We start from the raw sequence: 18708 nt of genomic DNA on the forward strand, positions 1-18708 counted from the left end.
GAGCGCCGCAGCACTGCACGAGGAACAAGGGATGTTCGCGCCGGCCAATCAGACTCACTTTGCCCTGACTATCGAAGGCCTGGATAACGATTTCCAGGTGCTTGCCCTGCACGGTCGGGAAGCCATCAGCCAGCCTTTTGTCTTTGAGGTCGATCTGGTCAGTGAGCAGCCGTCCCTGGACCTCGAAACGCTGTTGCACAAACCGGCTTTTTTGCAGCTCTCGCCTGACGGCAGCGGCATTCATGGCCAGATCTATCGCGCCGCCCAGGGTGATTCCGGCAAACGCCTGACCCGCTACGCGGTGACCCTGCGCCCGCAACTATCCTACCTGGCGCACCGCATCAACCAACGCATCTTCCAGAACCTTAGTGTGCCGAAAATCGTCGGCACGGTCCTCGAAGAGCACGGCATTCAAAGCAACGCCTATGAATTTAAAGTCGGCTCGATTTATCCCGAGCGCATTTACTGCGTTCAGTACGATGAATCCGACCTGCAATTCGTCCAGCGCCTGTGCGAAGAAGAAGGTATTCATTACCACTTCGAACACAGCGCCACGGCCCACAGGCTGGTGTTCGGCGATGATCAGACGGTGTTCCCGAAACTCGCGCCCGTTGCCTACCAGCAGGATTCCGGCATGGTTGCCAGCGACCCGGTGATCAAGCGCTTCGACCTGCGTGTGGAAACCCGCACCAGCCGTACCACCCGCCGCGACTACGACTTCGAAAAACCGCGCATCACCCTTGAAAGCGAAAACCGTGGCGACGCCCTGCCCGACCTCGAAGACTACGATTATCCCGGTCGCTTCATCGACCGCGAGCGTGGTAAACACCTGGCCAAACGCGCCCTTGAACGTCACCGCAGCGACTTCCAATTGGCCGAAGGCAAAAGCGATCAGCCACGGCTGATCAGCGGCCATTTCCTGGCCCTGACGCAACACCCGAAAGCCAAATGGAACGACTTGTGGCTGCTGACCGAAATCCTCCACGAAGGCAAGCAGCCACAAGTGCTTGAGGAGTCGGTCACCAGCGACACCACGGCATTGAAGGACGACTTCCATCAAGGCTATCGCAACCGTTTCCAGGCAACACCGTGGGACGTGCCGAACCGCCCGCCCCTGACGCAAAAGAAGCCGCGCATTCTCGGCAGCCAAAGCGCCGTGGTCAGCGGCCCCAAAGGTGAAGAAATCCACTGCGATCAATACGGTCGCGTCAAAGTGCAATTTCACTGGGACCGTGAAGGCCAGGCCGACGACAAGACCAGCTGCTGGCTGCGCGTTTCCTCCGCCTGGGCCGGCGCCCACTACGGTGGCATCGCCATCCCGCGCATCGGCATGGAAGTGCTGGTGTCGTTCCTTGAAGGCGACCCCGACCAACCGCTGATCAGCGGCTGTCTGTACCACAAGGAAAACGTCGTCCCTTACGAGCTGCCGGCGAACAAAACACGCAGCACCTTCAAAAGCCTCAGTTCACCGGGTGGCGGCGGTTACAACGAACTGCGCATCGAAGACAAAAAGGGTCAGGAACAAATTTTCCTGCACGCCCAGCGCGACTGGGACGAGAACGTCGAGCACGACCAGAAAATCCGCGTCGGTAACGAACGCTACGACACCGTCGAGCAAAACAGCTACAGCGAATTCAAAGCAGAGGAACACCACACCGTCTACGCCGACCGCAAAGTCGAAACCCGCGCCAACGACCACCTCACCGTGGGTGTGAACCAGCACATCAAAATCGGCACCGGCCAATTCATCGAAGCCGGGCAGGAAATCCATCTCAGCAGCGGCCTGAAAGTCGTACTCGAAGCCGGCAGCGAACTGACCCTGAAGGGCGGCGGCAGCTTCATCAAGATCGACAGCAGCGGTGTCACGCTGAGCGGGCCGGTGATCAACATGAACTCCGGCGGCAGTCCGGGGAGTGGCACAGGCGCAGCACCTTTGTTGCCGGGGGCGTTGAAGCAGGCGGATGCGGACAAGGCTGGCGCCGTACTGACCCCGGCGCAGATCAATACGCTGAAACGCAATGCGCCGTTCTGTGAAGAGTGCGAGAAATGCAAGGCAGGTGCTTGTGCGATCTGATCTTTTGACTCCGCAGGCGTGGTTGGCTGAGCGACCGTTGCAGGTGGGTGAACGGCTTTATTTGATTGTTAGTGCTGCCAGTGATGCCGAGCCACTCAAAGCTTTCTACCAGCAAGACATGGCTCCAGAGCTGATCCCCATCTGGACCGGCACGCCTTACGCCGATTGGCAGCCCGTCATGCCCTACCTCGCTGAGCTGAAACCCACCGCCGGTTTTCTTCAGTGGATTGCCGAAACCGATGCCCAGGATTGGGGCTGGTTGGCGGTCTCCACCAGCACCCCGGACGTGGTGTTTGAGCACCTTCGCAGTTTGACTCAGGTGTTCATGCCCGACCGGACCGAGGTGTTTTTTCGGTTTTGGGATGGGCGGCATATCTTTCCGATACTTGAAGGACTTGGTAACGGGGCTGGCGAGGTTTTGCCAGTGTTCGATCGCTATCTGATCAATGGCCAAAAACTGGATGTTGGACCGAGGGGCGTGCCACCGGTGAAGTCTTGGCCGTGGTGGGAGGTGCCGAAGGGGTTAGTCGACACGCTGGCAGAGAAAGACCACACCACCGTCGTCGACAACTTGATGCAGTGGTTAGGAGAGGATTGCCCAGAACTCTTCTTTGCCTTCCCCGAAAGTAACCTGCGTCACAAGGTCGAGCGCTTCGTGCGCCAACAATCCAATACAGAAGATATGGCAGAGCGTCTTGCTGCTGAGCTGACAAAGGAAGTCACGTCATGATTGATCCCATCGGCAATTTGGTTATTCGAGTTCTCGACGCCAAGACCCCAGACGTGAACGTCATTCTCAAGGACTTCAATAACTGCCTCAGCGACTACAAAGCTTGGGCCGATAGTTTCTGGACCGGCTGGGCATTGGATGTAAACCAGACGTTCAAGGTGGGCAACGAAGTCAGCGTCAGTGAGCGCAAGACCAAGACCGGCGCGGTTGAAACATTCGCCACCTGCCCTTTGCTGGGTGATTTCACGCTGATCCATATGTTTGAGGCCGCGCGGTTCGTGCCCATTGGCAACACCCCGGTCAAACTCGAACCGGTCAAGAAAGCGATGATCGGGTACGACGTGGTCGGTCCTGTAGTCACTGCAACGATCGGCGCCAGTGGTATTGAAATCATCAAGGGCTGCAAACGGGGTCAGCTGTACCGTATAACTTTTTTCCCAAACGTCTCCAAAAGCAACGTCAAAGCACTGTATGCCTCCTACCAGGGCGTCATCGGCAATCTGGATGGCTGGCTTAAAAGTGAATGGTCGGGCAAGTTCCAGACGCAATGGGCCAGCTATTCGGCAACTGACCGAATGGGCCGGTCTGCAATTCTTGTAAAGTCAGCGCTCGACAGCCTGGAAAAAGCACTGCTGGGCCTCTGGGATGACGTCAAAAATCTGTTTGAACTGTTGGCGAACCCTATCAAGTCTGCGAAAAAACTCGCCCAGTACCTGACTAAGGAGGAGTTGGACAAACTCTACTCCGCCTCCAAGGAAGCCATTGCCACCGGCCTGCTGATTCTCAGCGATGAACCGCTGATGTTCATCTACGTGTCGGCGATCATCGCTTGGGTCGGCATGCTGTCGCCACAGCTCTGTGTCGAAGTGATCACCGCTATCAGCAGCTCATTTTTGATCAACGTTTTACTGGGCATATGCCTCACTGGTGGCGTCGGCCTGGCAGTACGCGTCGGCACACAAACCCTGGCCAAGGTCAAATCCGGTACAGCGGTCAAAATGCTGGAGGAACTCGCCGAAAAATTGCTTAACGTCAGTAAGGCTCATGCTCTCAAAGCGCACGGCGAGACGGTGAAACCGCTCGTTGCCAGCGCGCAAGGCGTGCCGATGAGCGCGTCCAAAACCGCTGCGTTAAAGATCGAAGAAGCGACGGCGAAAACTGCTAAAGGCCCAGTGCCAAAGACCAGCGATACCCCTACACAACTGGAGAAAAACGCCTCCGCTTTTTCCCGAAACAAAACAGAAAAGAAAACCACCCTGGAGAAGAAGGAAAAAGTCGACGACGCGTCCACACAGTCGAAAAACCCCGACGAGAAAAGCGCCACCTGCGCCAAGAAAACCTGCACCAACAACTGCCCCGTCTCCATGGTCACCGGTGAAGAACTGCTGACACTGACCGATGGCGAACTCGGTGGTCTGCTGCCCTTCAACTGGACACGCCTGTACCGCACCAGCGCCGCAGAAATCGATTGCGGACTCGGCTACGGCTGGAGTCACGCGCTGGCGCAACGGGTCGATATCGCGGGCGACGAGGTGGTCTGGACCGACCACGAAAACCGCATCACCACGTTCCCATTGCCGAGCGTACAACGACCGGCGATCACCAACAGCCTGTCGGAAGCAGCGATTTTCCTCGGCGACGCTCCCTCAGAACTGATCCTCACTCAGGCCGGCGAACGTACCCAGTTCTACCACTTCCGCTACAACAGCAAGGGCGCGACACTGATCGCCATCAGCGATGATTACGACAATCGCCTGCACATCGCCCGCGACATTCACGGGCGCATCAAACGCGTCGATAACGGCGCCGGTCGTGCCCTTCTCCTGCGTTACGACCGTAAGCACATCATCGCCGTCGACTATCAGCAGTTTAGCCCGGCGGACAACCTGGAAGATGCCTGGAGCACGGTCCAGACACTGGTCACTTATGGCTACGACGCCCAGCGCCGCCTGATCGAGGCGAAGAACGCAGCCGGCGAAGCCGAGCGCTACGCCTATAACGATCAGAACGTGATTCTTGAGCGACAACTGGCCGGTGGCGCGAGTTTTTTTTGGGAATGGGAAAAGGAAGGCAAGTCAGCGCGCTGTATCCATCACTGGGCGAGCTTCTCGCAGATGGATGCGCACTACGTCTGGAATGACAAGGGCAGCGTCACCGTTACCAACGCTGACGGCAGTGAAGAGGTCTACACCCACGACGATCAAGCGCGACTGATCGCCCAGGTTGATCCGGATGGCGCCGAACACCTCAAAGCCTACGACGAAAAAGGTCGTTTGATTGCAGAGAAAGATCCACTCGGCGCGGTGACCGAATACCAGTACAACCAAGCTGGCCGACTGGTCGCGGTAATCCCGCCGGAAGACGCACCGACCACTTACGAGTACTACAACGGTTTCGTGCGCGTGGTAAACCGGGGTCAGGCGACCTGGAAATACTGGCGCAACGACCAAGGCGACATCACCGAACAGATCGACCCGGACGGCAACTCCACCCACTACAGCTACGACCGTCAGGGCCGTTTGCTGGAAATCCGCCACCCGGACGGCAGTCGCCACCAACTGGGCTGGAACAACCTCGGCCAACTGCTCGAAGAACGCCTACCCGACGGCGGCCAGCGCAAATACCGCTACGACGCACTGGGTCGGCAGATCACCCGTCAGGAAGAAAGCGGCGCCATCACCCAATACCAATGGGACAACGCCAACCGCCTCGCGCAGATCACCCTGCCCGGCGGCGCCACCCGTGCTTTCAGCTACAACCCTTATGGCCGCGTCACCGCCGAACGCGATGAACTGGGCCGCTTCACCCGCTACGAATACGCCGATGGCCTGCATCTGGTCAGCCGCCGCATCAACCCGGACGGCAGCCAACTGCGTTATCGCTACGACAACTCGCGCCTACTGCTCAGTGAGATCGAAAACGAACGTGGCGAGCACTACCACCTCGATTACTACCCGAACGGACTCATCAAACAGGAAACCGGCTTCGACGGGCGTCGTACCGCGTATGAATACGACCTCAACGGCCAGTTGCTGAAAAAAACTGAATTCGGCGATGACGGCAACGAACTGGTAACCGAGTACCAACGCGACGCCGCTGGCCGCTTGATAGTGAAAACCCTGGCTGATGGCGAGGAAATTCACTACAGCTACGATGCCCTTGGTCGCCTGGTAAACGTGGACGACGGTCACTGGCCGCTCGCCTACGAATACGACCTGCAAGACCGCTTGATCACCGAGCACCAAGGTTGGGGAACCCTGCGTTACGAGTACGACCAACTCGGCCAACTGAGCCACTGTCGCTTGCCCGACGGCAGCAAACTCGACTATCGCCACCAATCCGGCGGTCGCCTGAGCAGCATCGACCTCAATGGCTCGCGCTTGACCACACACCAGTTCAGCGCCGGTCGTGAACAGCAGCGCCAGCAAGGCTTGTTGCTCAGTCAATATCAGTACGATGAACAAGGCCGCTTGCAAGCTCATAGCGTCAGCCAGCAGGACCGCAACCTGTTCCAGCGCCGCTACGCCTACGACGCCAACGGCAACCTCGCCGGCATCGATGACAGCCGCAAGGGCAATCGTAGTTATCACTACGACCCGCTCGACCGTTTGATCAACGTTCGAGGCGCCACCCCGGAAAGTTTTGCCCACGACCCTGCGGGCAATCTTCTAGGTCAAGGTGACCAACCCACCGCGAACGTGGCCAACGTCAAAGGCAACCGCCTGCTGATGCAGGGCGATCGCCATTACGACTACGACGCCTTTGGCAATTTGAGCCGTGAGCGCCGCGGAACAGGACAAAAGCTCGTCACCGAATACAGTTACGACTGCCAGCATCGATTGGTCGGCGTTAGCCTTCCTGACGGCAGCGTTGCAAGCTACAAATACGATGCCTTCGGCCGCCGTATCGCTAAAACCGTCGATGGCCATACCACCGAGTTCCTGTGGCAAGGAGAACGGCTGATCGCCGAAAGCGCCAACAACCGCTACCGCAGCTACATCTACGAGCCCGGCACCTTCCGCCCATTGGCCATGCTCAACGGAGAAGGCCCGCTCAAGGCCGAACCGTTCTACTACCAACTCGACCACCTCGGCACCCCGCAAGAACTCACCGACTACAGCGGCGAGATCATGTGGTCCGCCAAGTATCGCGCCTACGGCAACCTCGCCACGCTGGACGTCGCCGAAATCGACAACCCGCTGCGCTTTCAGGGTCAGTACTTCGACGCCGAGACGGGCTTACATTACAACCGCCATCGCTACTACAATCCGGGCACTGGACGGTTTTTGACCCCGGATCCGATCAAGCTCGCGGGTGGGTTGAACAACTACCAGTACGTGCCTAACCCTACGGGTTGGGTGGATCCGTTGGGGTTGGACAACTGCCCTGGAGGCCCCAACTGCAAGCCCACAAGTGTGGTGGAGGATCCGGCTACTACAGCCAAAGTAGATGAAGGGAAGCCAGAGGTACCAGGTAAATATACGGTAGGTCCTTATAACGAAATTAAGGGTACCGTACCGGGACTTGATGCTCACCACGTCGGGCAGAAAGCGCTGATGAAAGATATGATTTCTGGATATGATCCAGCAACGGCACCGTCAATTCTTGTTCCTAAGGTTGGCCATACAATCAAAGGGCCAAATGGTATCGTCTCCCGAAGCACAGCAGGACTATCGAATCCACGACAGGTTCTTGCACGTGACATTTTTGAACTTCGGCGAGTTTATAAAGATGTACCAAACGAACAACTAAAAAAACTAATAAAAATGAACAAAGATTCTTATCCTGAAGCTTTTTCCAAGGGAGCAACTACCAAATGAATCCGAAAGATTTTGTGACTGGACTCAAAACCACTGTCATAGACGAAAACATTTCCATTTACAAAGATCTATTTTTCAACACACCCATTGAGAGTGCAACCGATGAGTACTGGAAGCGAGCATTAGCCCTATTCAATTCGTTGCCTAGCGAACAGCAAAAAGTTTTTTTTGAAATAGTTAAGCAGGCAATGGTTGACACCACATCGAACATCCTGGGAATTATCGACGGGGTTAGTACAATTGATGGCGCAAATGATGAATTCTCACTTACTTACGGCGAGGACCACAAGACACTAGCTGGTGACTTGCAGAGTTTATTTTTGGCCGAAGAAGAGAAAACAGCGTAAAAGTTCTCCATGACTACTACGGCAACCCCGCATTTACTGCTAGCAACTTTTATGATTTTGTTAGCTTGTGGGGAGAGCAAGGATAGACGGCTAATTTTTTGTATTTTTCAACTACCCCAACGATTCAGCACAGATCCTGGAGAGTGGTTGATGTCCTCCATACAGGCCAAAAAAGGCGGGATTGAAATTTGGGGTGACTGTCGAAATAAATGATGAACCAAATGAAAAATAGAAAATTTTCCGATGTTCTTTCTGATGCTGAAAACCTAGATTGGGAATATGCACTCTATTTACCCAAAGACACAAAAAAATGGGGATTGAACTGCGAAGCAATTATCGAAACCCCAGACAATTTCGAAGATTACGATACTGACGACAACCCTGTAGAAATGTCGAAAATCAACTACAAATATGTATTACTTTGCGACGACCTGTCATCCATTATAAAAAATCTACAAGAGCAGGACCGCTCCTTCGATTTAGACATGGCATACAAAGCCTTTATTCATTACTTTGAAAATGACGACTTTTTTAAATTGAAGCCTTAGAAGGCACATGAAACTAGGTAGGTTTACTTTCTAGTAAAAATATGAGGGGCATCTAACCGACCGCCTTTTGGCACGTGAAAGACCAACAAAAAAGCATGGAAGCAGCTGAGTCTAGTAAAATCCCAAAAAAAACCAACTCAAGGCTTCCATGAAACTCCTCAATACCTACGACGATCGAGACGACGCCTAGGAAGCAGCCGAGAAGCTGACCGGCAACAAGCGCCTGGCCAGTGAACGTGACGCTACCATAGTGATTTACAATCTGTTTGGCATCGCCAGCTGGGGCAACTTCCATCGACTGGGAATGCACAACCTGGGAGAGTTGAAAACCTTGCTGGATCGCCGTCCTACCTGGCAACCCGCTGATACAGCTCGACACGCCGAGATATTAGCTACCCTCAAAAGGGTAGCCAAAAACTACGCTCTGGAGCTTCCGAGACACTGGCTATAGCTAGGCTAGATGAACGTTTGCGACGGGGACACCTAACCGCTTCATCGCCTCCAGAACTGGAGCTGGTCGCCTTGGGTCTGTAGTAAAGTAGACTTAAGCACGCTAAGCATATTCGCAATCAAGGCTCCGTCGTGTGCTATCACGCCTCTCCGCCGAAGTCGTGGAGCTCTGTTGGCGTAAGAGACGCTGCCGATGGAATAGAGGTAAGAGAGATAATTCGACGCTTAAAATCCTCATACTCGTCACCCTGCCTAAGCACCAATGCATGGAGAGAATAGAATATATTTGTCGTTGGCGATTCGTATTTTGCTTTTTTCAGATCAAACTTACTGACATTGAGTACAGTCCAGCACTCATTGAAACCTCGCCTCTTAGCTTTCTGATGACTTTTCTCTGCTTCACCTATGCGGTTATGAATATTTGATATATCCGTGCCACTTTTAACTTCAATGGCGACGATATTTCTATCATGCTGAGCCGTCATTTCTTCTCGAACAATGATGTCTGGATCTGCTGCAAACTCAATAGAACACGGTCGACCTGTCGCGTTATTAATTTTTATAGCCGTATCACTAACCTCAGCAGCATGAGCCACGATTTCACGAATGATCTCAAACACCAAAATGATGCCTGCTATACCGCGTTGATTATTGGCCCCTCCACGTAACTGAGGTCCGACGGTCAGTAAAGCGAGGTCATCTAGCAGCTCCCGGCTAATCTTTAGAGGCCCAACTCCAGCCAACAGGAAAGAAGCGGAGCTACAGAAGGCTGAACATAATGCAGTTAGATCGGGCCCACAAGGCAACTATTATTCTCTGAACCCTGCTACAAGCCCATCAAAGCTCGGCATTGGTCCGCTCGGAGATAATCGCGCAGCAGGCACGGTGGAACTAAAGCTGCAAGGCATTTATCGAACGACCGAAAAAACGCCTGTATTGAAATCGACAGCCAAACCGATTGATGATACGTGGTCTGTAAAAGGGATGACGCAACCGTCATCAGGTGGGGGCACTCAAGTCTTTAGCAGCGCTAAAGGCAACTTTGAAAAAACCCAATAATTTATCAAAATCTAAGAGGCCACGAATGAAGCAAACTGATTTATATAACATGGCAAGTCGTTGCGGCTTTACGGTAACGGTGTTTTCGGACCATCCAGACTTCTTTTCATCTTGGTCATTAAACATCAGAAAAGAGGATAAAAAATACATGATAGAGCACGACGGTAGAGACGGCTGGCTAATGTTCTACCAAGAAAACGAACCAAATAAGTTCAAAGAAATTGATAAGAAAATATCTCATGCCATGGACGACAATGAAAAAATAAACCAGTGCGAGTCTTGGCTGTTAAGCGTTTAAAAAGTAAAGTCCAGCGAGAGACCAACAAAAAGGGGACAGATTTATTTTCTGTTTGTTCGAAAATAAATCTGTCCCCTTTTCTCTATGCAAAGCCTTGATCAGAAACACTGACGAGCACTTCAAGTGCTATTGATGTTAAACCGGAGACTTCGACTCGCATACCAGGGAATAGACGAAAATGAAGATTGATAAGAGCCTCGAACTAGAAATAATTGACCTTGTTGGCGCACTAGTTAATGGCGATTTTGATAAAATTTCCGCAGAAAGCTGGTATGGCAGACTCAACAAACATGATATTGAGGGCAGACTCTCCGAGTACGGCAATACATTGGTATTACCTCCAGTTTCTTTCGTATGAGTATAATGATGGCTCCGGCTTAGCTCTTGATGTACCTCTGTGGACAGAGGAAGAAGGAATGAGCGACCTGACTCTTACCCTTGAGTTGATATATGACGAAACAAAAGCGAAGCTTCAAATGACTGACCTACGTGTTCTATGAAAAACTGTATGGGGTGAACAACAGCTTCAATTACACCACTCAAGGCAAAATAGAAAATGGACTGCTTTTTGAGCTAAGGAAGGTCTGAAGTAGGCAGGCGTTTTTAACGGCCCTTTTGCTTGAGGCTCAAAAAATGTCGACTCAAGCGAAAATCAGTCCTTTCTCTTTCTCAGCTTCTCTTTTTTCTGCGAACAAGCGCTTTTCAGAGCTAATTCTCCGCATTACAGACGCACCTCTCCTGCATTCAGCAATCGTTTTCGCATCATCCACAGGTTCGACAGAGCAAACAGCGTGGTCTGTTGCGCAGTGTTTTTCAGCTGGCCCCGGAAGCGTACTTTCGTATAACCAAACTGGCGCTTGATTACTCGAAACGGATGCTCAACCTTGGCCCGCACCTGCGCTTTCGCGTATTCGATTTTGCGACGCATGCGCCCAATCAGGCTCTTCTTTGCATGCTGTTTATAACGGCTGGGCCGAGCGGCAATCGACCAGATCATCTTGCGATCCTGATGCTCGGGACGCTTTTCGACGCCGGTGTAACCGGCATCGCCACAGACGTAAGTTTCTTCTCCGTGCAGTAACTTATCGACTTGGGTTACGTCCGCCACATTCGCTGCCGTGCCCACCACGCTATTTACCAAACCGGATTCGGCATCGACACCGATGTGCGCTTTCATCCCGAAAAAATATTGATTTCCCTTCTTCGTCTGGTGCATCTCAGGGTCACGTTTTCCGTCTTTGTTCTTGGTCGAACTCGGCGCATGAATGATCGTCGCATCGACCACGGTGCCGTGGCGCAGCAACAAACCACGGTCGCCCAAATAGCCATTGATCACCTGCAAAATCCCACCGGCCAGCTCATGCTTCTCCAGCAGTCGGCGGAAGTTGAGGATCGTGGTTTCATCGGGGATCCGATCCAGATTCAAGCCCGAGAACTGGCGCAGAATCGTCGTTTCATATAGTGATTCTTCCATCGCCGGATCGCTGTAGCCGAACCAGTTCTGCATCAAATGAACGCGCAACATGGCCATCAACGAATACGCCGCACGGCCCCCTTCGCCCTTTGGATAATGCGGCTCGGTCAAAGTAACCAAGCCCTTCTAGGGCACGACCTGATCCATCTCGATCAGGAAGCGCTCGCGGCGGGTCTGCTTACGTTTGCCAGCGTACTCGGCATCGGCGAAGGACATCTGTTCCATCGGGACTCAACCGTCGTGTTCGTGTCAGGCGGGTATTTCACCAGATTTGGAAGTCTTCTTCAGAGTTTCCCTAAAGAGTGACAAGGTACAATTCAACAGAGCTAACAAGGACTTAATAAACAAGCTCAATGGCGATCCAGCATTTAGAAAAAATATGTATAGTCGAAACCCTGATCTAAAAACTTGGGTGGATGATCCCAAACGGAACATGGGCTCTAGCCCGACAGGCTACACTTGGCACCACAACGAGAAGCCCGGCGTGCTGCAGCTTGTTCATCGGGCGGACCATGGCGGCGAACACTCCGTATATCACCCAACTGGCAAAGGCGGACGAGATATATGGGGTGGGGGCCGAGAGGGGCGCGAAGGGAAAATCAAAACGGAATAATTGGAGCACTGATATGAAGCACAATCAATCTATCAAGATAAATGACCTGATCGACTCCTTAAAGGCTCAGAAAAAAGAGCTTACCTATTGTGTTTATGGGAAAGGATCATCGGACCAAGCGACGCTGGAAACCGACTGCGTGATTGATGAATACTCGGAGATCACCGATGACGACGAAGAAATTTCCCCAAAGTACATCACTCAAAACAATCTTGAGTTTTGGTTTACCGACGAACTCTTGGAGGATGTTACATTCAACGCACTGAAGCAAAAAACATCTGCTACAAATGAGGAAATACTAAAAGCCATTAAACATTATAATGAGCGCGACAGCTTCATGAAACTATGAAAAAACAGCACACGAAAATAACCCCGTTATTTTTTTGCTTGCTGAATGGGAATGCATCTAGACAAGTTTCGGAAACTGCCCTACCGGGGCGATAGGTTCCCATAAACTTGCACGCCCCCACCCTCTCCAAAAAAAGGGGGACTAGTTGACCACTACACTCAGCAAAGAAACGGGAGGCAATTTTTTCACAGTAATATTTTCATTTCGCAGGTAGCGAAGTGAAGTTTCGCCAAACTAATTAAGATTCAACTAAAAATAGTTTCACCTAAAAAAACGATTACATTACAAAAAACCAACAACGCGTACAAAGAAGAACTCACCGTTCAAAATAAATTGCAAAGCGCGCTTCGTCAGCAGCGCCAGGATTTTAAGAGCTAACAAGCGCACTTTTATGCATGGCACCTCACGCAATCACATCTGTCCGTTTCATTGACGATTCCAACTGCACGACGAAAAAAACCTAGTCAATATTCCACAAAAAACATAAGTCAAATAAATCCCAAGAAACAGACAAAAAAATATCTCACTACATAGACGACAATTAAAAACCAAAACAGTGAGAGTTCTGGCTAGCCAGTGTTAAACAATAAATTCAAAAAAACACAACAAGCAGAAACACCAGGCCAATATTTATCACAATCAACTCAGCTCGCGCCCTGCCCCCTCACATGGCTCAACGTGAGTCGCTCGGACCCGGCCTGCGAACACCTCGATTTATGCCGTAACGTTTCACGTCTGACACGGCATTTCAAAAAAGTGCTCGCCCAGTGTAATGGCCTGGCAATCCTTGCACTGGTAAAGAGCCATGGCACTGGGCGAACGGTAAGCATTTTAGTAGAAGTTTGGGAATATGTCCGTATGCATAAAACCGGAATTTGCGAACAACTATTTCGTGGAGATTTATCGAGAGACGGTAGCTACAAGCGCCTAAAACCCACTCATTTGACCGTTAAAACTGATTAATCCTCTACAAAAAGCTGTACACGATTAATCAGTCTATATAGAGCAAATACTCAACCCTTGTGCTGACTGGTTACTTTAAGGATGTCGGTGTAGGTCACGACGACGCTCTGCCCTACTTTCAAATCCTTCAACTTAGCCTGCACTTCAGGCTTTTCGACGTTGAGGGTTTTCGATTGGCCAGCCGGGTTTTCGAAGGTGACTTGGTTTTTCTTGAGGTCGATGTGGGTGATTTTCAGCTGCACCTGTACCTGGCGTAAGGCTTCGCCGCCGGGATTTGGGTTGTTTTTAGTGGCGCGGATGTCGCCGATACTCTCGGTCGCGCCTGGCAAACCTTTGTCGATATCGGTGTCGAGGTAAGCGGCGACGGCGTGAGTGACATCGAACTGGACCTTGTCGCCAACTTTAAGATGGCTCAGGTCTTTGGCTTGGTTGCTAAGTTAAATGTGAACCTGACGGCCGTCGGCGTTTTCCAGCACGACTTGGTGTTTCGCGGCGTCGACTGACAGGACTTTGGCTACGACCTGATCGGCCTCCACTGTGGCGGACAGCGGGATGTCGGCAGCAAAAGTGCTAAGGCTCGTGGCGCACAAGAGGGTTGCGAGGGTGATGGCCTGAGCCAGTACGTGGAGCTTCATAAGCGATACATTCCCTGTGATTGTTGCCAGCGGGCAGCGCTGAACGAAGTCCGGCGCCGGGCCTGCCGCTGAGCATAGACGGTGAACAGGGACGCCCCGCCGTTAGTTGAGTGGTGGATTGATCTTAATAACCGGTCATTTCCAGATACCCCTGCCCGCCCTGGCTGCCACTCAATTGCACCGGTCCCTCCCAATACGGAATGCGCAGATCCATCCACGCATTCGGGTTAAGCGCAGTGGCGGTGAGTTCAAGGTGTTTGCCGGGGATTTTGATCGTCCAGCGCACGGGCATCGCACGACCGGCAACATGTGCGGTGTCTTCTGGGGTGAGGCTGATGTCGTCACCTTGCAGTTGCTGCGTCTGGCCTTGGGCATCGATCCAGGTTCCCGTGACGTATGGCGCGCCATCCTTTTGCCGCATGCGATAGAGCATCACTTGCTCGCCGCTGTCCAGGTGCAGGGAGAACCAATCCCAGCCGGTCTGGTTGGCGGTCAGGGGTTGGCTGCTCCACTCGCGGTCGAGCCACGCGGGACCGCTGACCTGATAGGTTTTGCCGTCGATCTCAAGCGCACCGCTGGCGTGGAAAAAAGGTTGGCTGTAGTAGTACGACGCCTGACCCTGTTCGGATTTCTGGCTGAAACCGTTGTCGCCCTGAAGCACCGGCGCACGTGTGGAAGTCAGTCGCAGTTGATAGCTGAACTCCTTACTGCGAGCGCTGAGTCGAAGATCAGCCAGCGACTCAGTGCCCTCACTGCTGAAACGCCAGTCATCGATCCAGGCAGTGAACGGCTCAGCGTTCACACCGGCCTGCCCCACGCCACCACGTGCATAGCGCTCGGCAGCGTGGTGCGCGGTAGCCGAGGTCACGGCGGCGTGCCCAAGCCAAATCGTCTGACTTGCCCAGCCCTGCACCTCGGGCGTCGCTTTCAAGGCGCTGCGAAATAACGTCCACTGCACGCCGAACTCACGCCCTTGATCGTCCTTGAGATTGGCGGTGACGTACCACCACTCGATGCGAAAACCGTCATGCGGGCCATGGTCCGCCGGAAAGTTGAATGCCCGACCCGGCACCACCGGCGTAAACGCGGCGGCTTGATTGCCCAGCCCTGCAAACCCCTTCTCAACTGGCGCCGATTGATCGCAGCCACTTAACAACGCTAACAGCAGCAGACCGACCCTAATCTTCATTCGCAAACGTCCTCAGCAAATCCGCCGGCTGGGTGCGGTATAACGTGTACAGCGGCCACGCCGAGGCCAGTAACGTTGCCAGTAACGCCAGCCCCATCAACTGCAATAATTGCAGCGCAAAAACCTGCAACGGCAGCCGCCAGCCAAAGGCCTGGACGTTGATCACCGTGTCGAGGCACCAAGCGAGTGCGATGCCCAGTGGCAAAGCGACAACCAACGTCAGCACCGCCAACAGCCACGTCTGCCCCAGGTTCAACAGCATCAACTGGCGTCGCGTCACGCCCAGCGCCCACAACGGCGCGAGTTGCCCGATACCGCTTTGGCTCTGGGTCAGCAGGCTGATGAACAGCGCCACGCCGGCCACGCCGAGGGTCAGGGTGTTGAGCGCGGCGGTGGCGGCGAAGGTACGTTCGAAGACTTGGGTGGACCAGCCCTTGAGTCGGGCCTGATCGACAATATGGCTATCGTCCAGGCTGAAACGTACTTGGAGCGTCTTCAGAAACGAGGGGATCTGTGCCGGGTCGATCCGTAGATTGAAACGGTTCGGCGTGAGCTGCTGCCAGCCACGCAGCAAGTGGTTGATGTTGACCAGAACATGGCCCTTGGGATTGCCGTAATCAGCGTAGATGCCAACGATCTGCGGTGACCACAAGCCGTTGGCCGTGGGCAGATTCAGGTGATCGCCCAGACGCACTTTCAGGCGCCGGGCCAGTTGTTCACTGAGCATCAAGGTGTCCTCCTTGGCCAGACGATCCCAAGGGTTGTCACCCAAGGCCTCCAGCAGTGGCCAGTGTTGGCGATAAGTCGGATGATCGATCACGCCGTAGACATCCGCCGGCCAGCCTTGCAACTGGACCGACACCTGCCAGTTAGGCAAGACCGTCGACACTTGAGGCTGCTGTTTGAGCCAGCTATACATTTCTGTGGCCTGAGCCGGGTTTTGCGGGCTGACGTAAAGTTCAGCACTCAGGCGCTGTTCGAGCCAGTCGTTAAAGGTCTGGCGGAAACCGGACGTCATGCTGCCGGCACCGATGTTCGCCGCCAGCGCCAACAGCAGCGCCATCAAGGCCAGGCTCAGGGTTGGCAATTGTTGACGGCTGTCGGCGAGAAACCATTGCCCTAGCACCGACCGACTGCGGCGCAGCAGCAGGTTGAGCACGCTATTGAGCACCACCGGCAAGGCCAGTGCGGCGCCGAGCAGCAGTGCCGCCAGGAGCGCAAAACCGCTGGCGAGGCTATCGCCCAAGCTCCACGCCAGTAAGGCAATGACCGCTGCCAGCGCAGCAACCCATCCCTGACGTCGCAACCAGCGCGCATGGGCCTGATGCCAGGCTTGCGGATTGGCCAGCCCCAGCAATGGCAGGCGCGCTGCCCGCAACAGGCTATTGGCACCGGCCAACAATGCGCCTAGCAGGCTCAGCCCGATCCCGCTGAGCCACCACTGCGGGCTGAGATTCAACTGCCCCGCCACGTCGGCGCCGTACAACCCGCGCAGACTGGCGGCGACATCCGGCAGCAGTACGCTGGCCAGCAGGTAACCACTGGCAACACCGGCGAGGCCTCCGATCAGCGCCAGAACCCCGAGTTCAACCGAAAGACAGGTCAGCAACAGGCGCGCACTGACGCCGCACGCGCGCAGGGTTCTGAGCAAGCTGCGTCGTTGCTCCAGCGCCAGACCGATCGCGGCATGAACGATAAATAAGCCCACCACGAACGACAGAAAACCCAACGCATCAAGGTTCATGTGAAAGCTTTCGGTCAGGCGCGCAAGGTTGTTCTCTTCGCCGCTGGTCTTGAGCTGGAGCTGGTCTTTGAATTGATCCGGCACCGGCGCGCTGAACGTCTTCGGCACTAGCAAACGCGACAACTGGTCCGGCAGCCCGAGGACTTGTTGAGCGAAGCCGATATCCACCAGCAACACGCCAGGGGCCATGTCGGGCTGGGCATGCAAGGGCGGCAAACGCTGCCCGTTATCGGCCGCGGGCCTATCGCCCTCGAGCAAATTCAGGGCCTGCAGGGTCTGCGGCGAAATCCAGGTACTGCCCGGAGGGCTGAAAAATTCGACGATCCGATCCATCGCCAACGCCTGTCCCGCCACCGCCGAACCTGACGGCAACGAAACCGGCTCAATGCCCATCAACTGCAAGTGCTGATCGTCATGCCCCTTGAGGGTCAGCCGACCTTGCAGCACCGGGGACACCGGCCAGCCTTGCCGCCGCAGGTCGATGAATAACCGCTGCGCGAACACGCCGCCATCCGGCGCGCTAAGGCTGGCTTGCGGCTCGCCGCCGATCAATTGACTGGCCCGGGCGTAGCTTTCCCGGGCGTGACTGTTCAATGCCTGCACCCCGGTCAGCAGACTGGTCGCCAGCCACAACCCGGTCAGCACACTGAAAAACTGCACCGGGTGCTGGCGCCAATGGCTGAGCAGCGCGCGCAAGGTTTCGCCAAAGACCCGCACCTCAGCGCGCTTGCGCGCCAGCGAGGCGGCCACGGTGCAAGACCACTTTTTCTGCCAGCCGTGCGGCAACCCGTGGGCTGTGTGTGACCATCAACAACGTCGTAGGGCTGTCCTCCAGCAATTCCAGCAGCAACTTCAACACCTCGTCGCTGGTCGCCTCGTCGAGGCTGCCGGTAGGCTCATCCGCGAGTAACAGTTTCGGTTTGGAGGCCAGCGCCCGACCCAACGCGACCCGCTGTTGTTGCCCTCCAGACAACTGCTCCGGGTACCGCCGCAGCAAGTCGTTCAAGCCCAGCCGTTGCACCAAATGCGCCTGCCAGCGCGGATCGTGACGTCCGGCCAAGCGGGCCTGGAACGCAAGATTGTCCTCAACCCGCAAACTGCCGATCAGGTTGAACTGCTGGAACACTAAACCGATTTCCGTGCGCCGCCAGTGTGCCAGTTGACCTTCGTTCATCTGATCCAGTCGATAGTCACCGCTGGTGATACTGCCACGATCGACCTTGTCCAGCCCGGCGATCAAGTGCAGCAACGTACTTTTGCCACTGCCCGACTCGCCCATCAACGCCAGGCTGGTGCCGGGTTTCAACTCAAGATCAACGCCTTGTAGAACCGGTAAAGGGCCTTGGGGGGTGGCGTAGCTTTTGAAGACGCCTTGGACCGAAAGCATGAGCAAACCCGTTTGATGGCCCTCAGGC

Annotated in this window: 15 protein-coding genes and 2 pseudogenes; 11 read left to right on the forward strand and 6 right to left on the reverse strand. The window is 54.4% G+C overall.

The genetic code is table 11. From position 1 onward, the window contains the following. Positions 1–31: 31 nt before the first annotated feature. From tssI to RHM68_RS14840, 6 genes are all read left to right on the forward strand, one after another. Positions 32–2074 (forward strand): type VI secretion system tip protein TssI/VgrG, encoded by a 2043-nt coding sequence (gene tssI / locus RHM68_RS14815; protein ID WP_322215953.1) that lies wholly within the window; start codon positions 32–34, stop codon positions 2072–2074. Next, positions 2019–2804: a DUF4123 domain-containing protein gene (locus RHM68_RS14820; RefSeq protein WP_416195198.1), complete on the forward strand. Its 786-nt coding sequence runs from the start codon at positions 2019–2021 to the stop codon at positions 2802–2804. Before tssI ends, RHM68_RS14820 begins: the two co-directional genes overlap by 56 nt. Continuing rightward, on the forward strand, positions 2801–7624 hold the full coding sequence (locus RHM68_RS14825) for an RHS repeat-associated core domain-containing protein (RefSeq protein WP_322215956.1): 4824 nt from the start codon (positions 2801–2803) through the stop codon (positions 7622–7624). Before RHM68_RS14820 ends, RHM68_RS14825 begins: the two co-directional genes overlap by 4 nt. Beyond that, positions 7621–7971: a hypothetical protein gene (locus RHM68_RS14830; protein ID WP_322215959.1), complete on the forward strand. Its 351-nt coding sequence runs from the start codon at positions 7621–7623 to the stop codon at positions 7969–7971. The genes RHM68_RS14825 and RHM68_RS14830 overlap by 4 nt, the downstream gene beginning before the upstream one ends. A 221-nt stretch (positions 7972–8192) precedes the next feature. Continuing rightward, the gene (locus tag RHM68_RS14835; protein ID WP_322215962.1) at positions 8193–8519 is read left to right on the forward strand and encodes a hypothetical protein; all 327 of its coding nucleotides are present in this window, start codon (positions 8193–8195) and stop codon (positions 8517–8519) included. A gap of 205 nt (positions 8520–8724) precedes the next feature. Next, positions 8725–8970: a hypothetical protein gene (locus RHM68_RS14840; RefSeq protein WP_322223805.1), complete on the forward strand. Its 246-nt coding sequence runs from the start codon at positions 8725–8727 to the stop codon at positions 8968–8970. A 139-nt stretch (positions 8971–9109) separates the two neighbouring features. On the opposite strand, the gene RHM68_RS14845 is transcribed toward RHM68_RS14840, so the two are convergent. After that, entirely contained in the window at positions 9110–9775 is a 666-nt protein-coding gene (locus tag RHM68_RS14845; protein WP_322215965.1) for an XcyI family restriction endonuclease, read from the reverse strand. On the opposite strand from RHM68_RS14845, the gene RHM68_RS26745 reads away from it, so the two are divergent. From RHM68_RS26745 to RHM68_RS14855, 3 genes are all read left to right on the forward strand, one after another. After that, positions 9687–10028, forward strand: coding sequence for a polymorphic toxin type 46 domain-containing protein (locus tag RHM68_RS26745; protein WP_369124959.1), 342 nt, complete (start codon positions 9687–9689; stop codon positions 10026–10028). The two genes, RHM68_RS14845 and RHM68_RS26745, sit on opposite strands and share 89 nt — an antisense overlap. A gap of 25 nt (positions 10029–10053) precedes the next feature. Further along, positions 10054–10326, forward strand: coding sequence for a hypothetical protein (locus tag RHM68_RS14850; protein WP_322215968.1), 273 nt, complete (start codon positions 10054–10056; stop codon positions 10324–10326). A gap of 178 nt (positions 10327–10504) precedes the next feature. After that, the gene (locus RHM68_RS14855; protein ID WP_322215971.1) at positions 10505–10684 is read left to right on the forward strand and encodes a hypothetical protein; all 180 of its coding nucleotides are present in this window, start codon (positions 10505–10507) and stop codon (positions 10682–10684) included. A gap of 363 nt (positions 10685–11047) precedes the next feature. On the opposite strand, the pseudogene RHM68_RS14860 reads toward RHM68_RS14855, so the two are convergent. After that, positions 11048–12025, reverse strand: a pseudogene (locus RHM68_RS14860) (IS5 family transposase). A 46-nt stretch (positions 12026–12071) separates the two neighbouring features. Here RHM68_RS14860 and RHM68_RS14865 point away from each other — a divergent pair. Together RHM68_RS14865 and RHM68_RS14870 are read left to right on the forward strand one after the other, a co-directional pair. After that, on the forward strand, positions 12072–12413 hold the full coding sequence (locus RHM68_RS14865) for an HNH endonuclease (protein WP_322215974.1): 342 nt from the start codon (positions 12072–12074) through the stop codon (positions 12411–12413). Next, a complete protein-coding gene (locus RHM68_RS14870; RefSeq protein ID WP_322215977.1) occupies positions 12313–12762 on the forward strand; it encodes a hypothetical protein in 450 nt (149 codons plus the stop codon). Before RHM68_RS14865 ends, RHM68_RS14870 begins: the two co-directional genes overlap by 101 nt. Before the next feature lie 1013 nt (positions 12763–13775). Here the strand turns inward: RHM68_RS14870 and RHM68_RS14875 are convergent. From RHM68_RS14875 to RHM68_RS14890, 4 genes and pseudogenes are all read right to left on the reverse strand, one after another. Then, positions 13776–14360, reverse strand: a pseudogene (locus tag RHM68_RS14875) (hypothetical protein). A 124-nt stretch (positions 14361–14484) separates the two neighbouring features. Continuing rightward, positions 14485–15549 carry a lipocalin-like domain-containing protein gene (locus RHM68_RS14880; RefSeq protein ID WP_322215980.1) on the reverse strand — a complete coding sequence of 355 codons (1065 nt, stop codon included), beginning with the start codon at positions 15547–15549 and terminating at the stop codon, positions 14485–14487. Next, a complete protein-coding gene (locus tag RHM68_RS14885; protein ID WP_322223807.1) occupies positions 15539–18010 on the reverse strand; it encodes an ABC transporter permease in 2472 nt (823 codons plus the stop codon). The genes RHM68_RS14880 and RHM68_RS14885 overlap by 11 nt, the downstream gene beginning before the upstream one ends. Position 18011: 1 nt before the next feature. Beyond that, positions 18012–18680, reverse strand: coding sequence for an ABC transporter ATP-binding protein (locus tag RHM68_RS14890; RefSeq protein ID WP_322215983.1), 669 nt, complete (start codon positions 18678–18680; stop codon positions 18012–18014). Between the last annotated feature and the right edge of the window lie 28 nt (positions 18681–18708).

The organism is Pseudomonas sp. DC1.2 (genome assembly GCF_034351645.1).
In the GTDB taxonomy this organism is placed as follows: Bacteria; Pseudomonadota; Gammaproteobacteria; order Pseudomonadales; family Pseudomonadaceae; genus Aquipseudomonas.